The organism is Variovorax glucosi (assembly GCF_051216695.1).
Classification (GTDB): Bacteria; Pseudomonadota; Gammaproteobacteria; order Burkholderiales; family Burkholderiaceae_C; genus Variovorax.
The window spans coordinates 1-1,008 of the sequence record NZ_JBPJZE010000452.1 but is presented as its reverse complement, the minus strand read 5'-3'; the positions used below and the strand labels follow the sequence as shown (position 1 = coordinate 1,008).

Below are 1,008 nucleotides of genomic sequence, written 5' to 3'. Positions count from 1 at the left end.
CACCAGCGGCAAGGTCGCGATGCGCCCAAGGTTGCCGACCAGCAGCCAGAGCAGCAGGAACTTCAGCATCACCAGCAGCCAGGCCGCGATCAGGCTCGCCAGGTCCCAGCGCTTCACCGCGGGCACGATGCGCCGCAGCGGCAGCACGATCCAGTCGGTAATGGCGAACACGAAGCGCCCGAGCGGATTGCCGAACGGCACGCGGTGGTATTGCATGTAGAGCCGCAGCAGGCAGGCGCCGCCGAGGAGGCCGACGATCACGTCGAGAAGGAACGAGGGAATCTGATAGAGCATGGGACGCGGCCGTGAGGGGAATGCGATGATAGCCACGCAAGGCTCTTCGATGACGACACAACCCTTTTTGCATTCACTGCCATTGTTCCCGCTCGGTACGGTCCTGTTTCCGGGAGGTCTTCTTCCACTGCGCATCTTCGAGGTTCGTTATCTCGACATGATCGGCAAGTGCCGCAAGGCCGACGCACCCTTCGGTGTGGTGAGCCTCACCAGCGGCAGCGAAGTGCGCAAGGCCGGTGCGGATGCGGAGAGCTTCGCCGCCATCGGCACGCTGGCCATGATCCGCGAGTTCGAATCGCCGCAGAGCGGCCTGCTGCAGATCGAATGCGTGGGCACACAACGCTTTCGGGTTCGCAGCAATGAGCTGCAGAAGCATGGCCTGTGGGTCGCCGAGGTTGAGGCCGTGAACGACGACGTCGCGCTCGAAATTCCCGACGACCTGCGCCATACCGCCACCGCGCTGCAGCGTTTGATCGACACGCTGAAAGAACGCCGGCGTGCGCAAGGCGAAGCGGTGCGGCTACCCATCGGCGCGCCCTACCAGCTCAACGATTGCGGCTGGGTGGCCAACCGCTGGTGCGAGCTGGTGCCAATGCAACTCGAACTGCGCCAGCGCCTGATGGAGCTCGACAGCCCATTGATGCGGCTGGAGCTGGTCAGCGATCTGCTCGCACGCACGGGCATCACTGAATAGATCGCTACTTTTTTTGTAGC

At 63.3% G+C, this 1,008-nt stretch carries 2 protein-coding genes; one reads left to right on the top strand and one right to left on the bottom strand.

The window, feature by feature from the left end; all coding sequences use genetic code 11:
* The coding region (locus ACSFA3_RS26445) for a YggT family protein (RefSeq protein WP_435508254.1) at positions 1–294 on the bottom strand (294 nt) is incomplete at its 3' end.
* A 49-nt stretch (positions 295–343) separates the two neighbouring features.
* On the opposite strand from ACSFA3_RS26445, the gene ACSFA3_RS26440 reads away from it, so the two are divergent.
* Positions 344–988 carry an LON peptidase substrate-binding domain-containing protein gene (locus ACSFA3_RS26440; RefSeq protein WP_435470471.1) on the top strand — a complete coding sequence of 215 codons (645 nt, stop codon included), beginning with the start codon at positions 344–346 and terminating at the stop codon, positions 986–988.
* The last annotated feature ends 20 nt before the right edge of the window (positions 989–1,008 follow it).

What these genes read in the sequence shown, in the direction of transcription:
- ACSFA3_RS26440 (WP_435470471.1), top strand. Translation starts at nt 344, where the DNA reads ATGACGACACAACCCTTTTTGCATTCACTGCCATTGTTCCCGCTCGGT.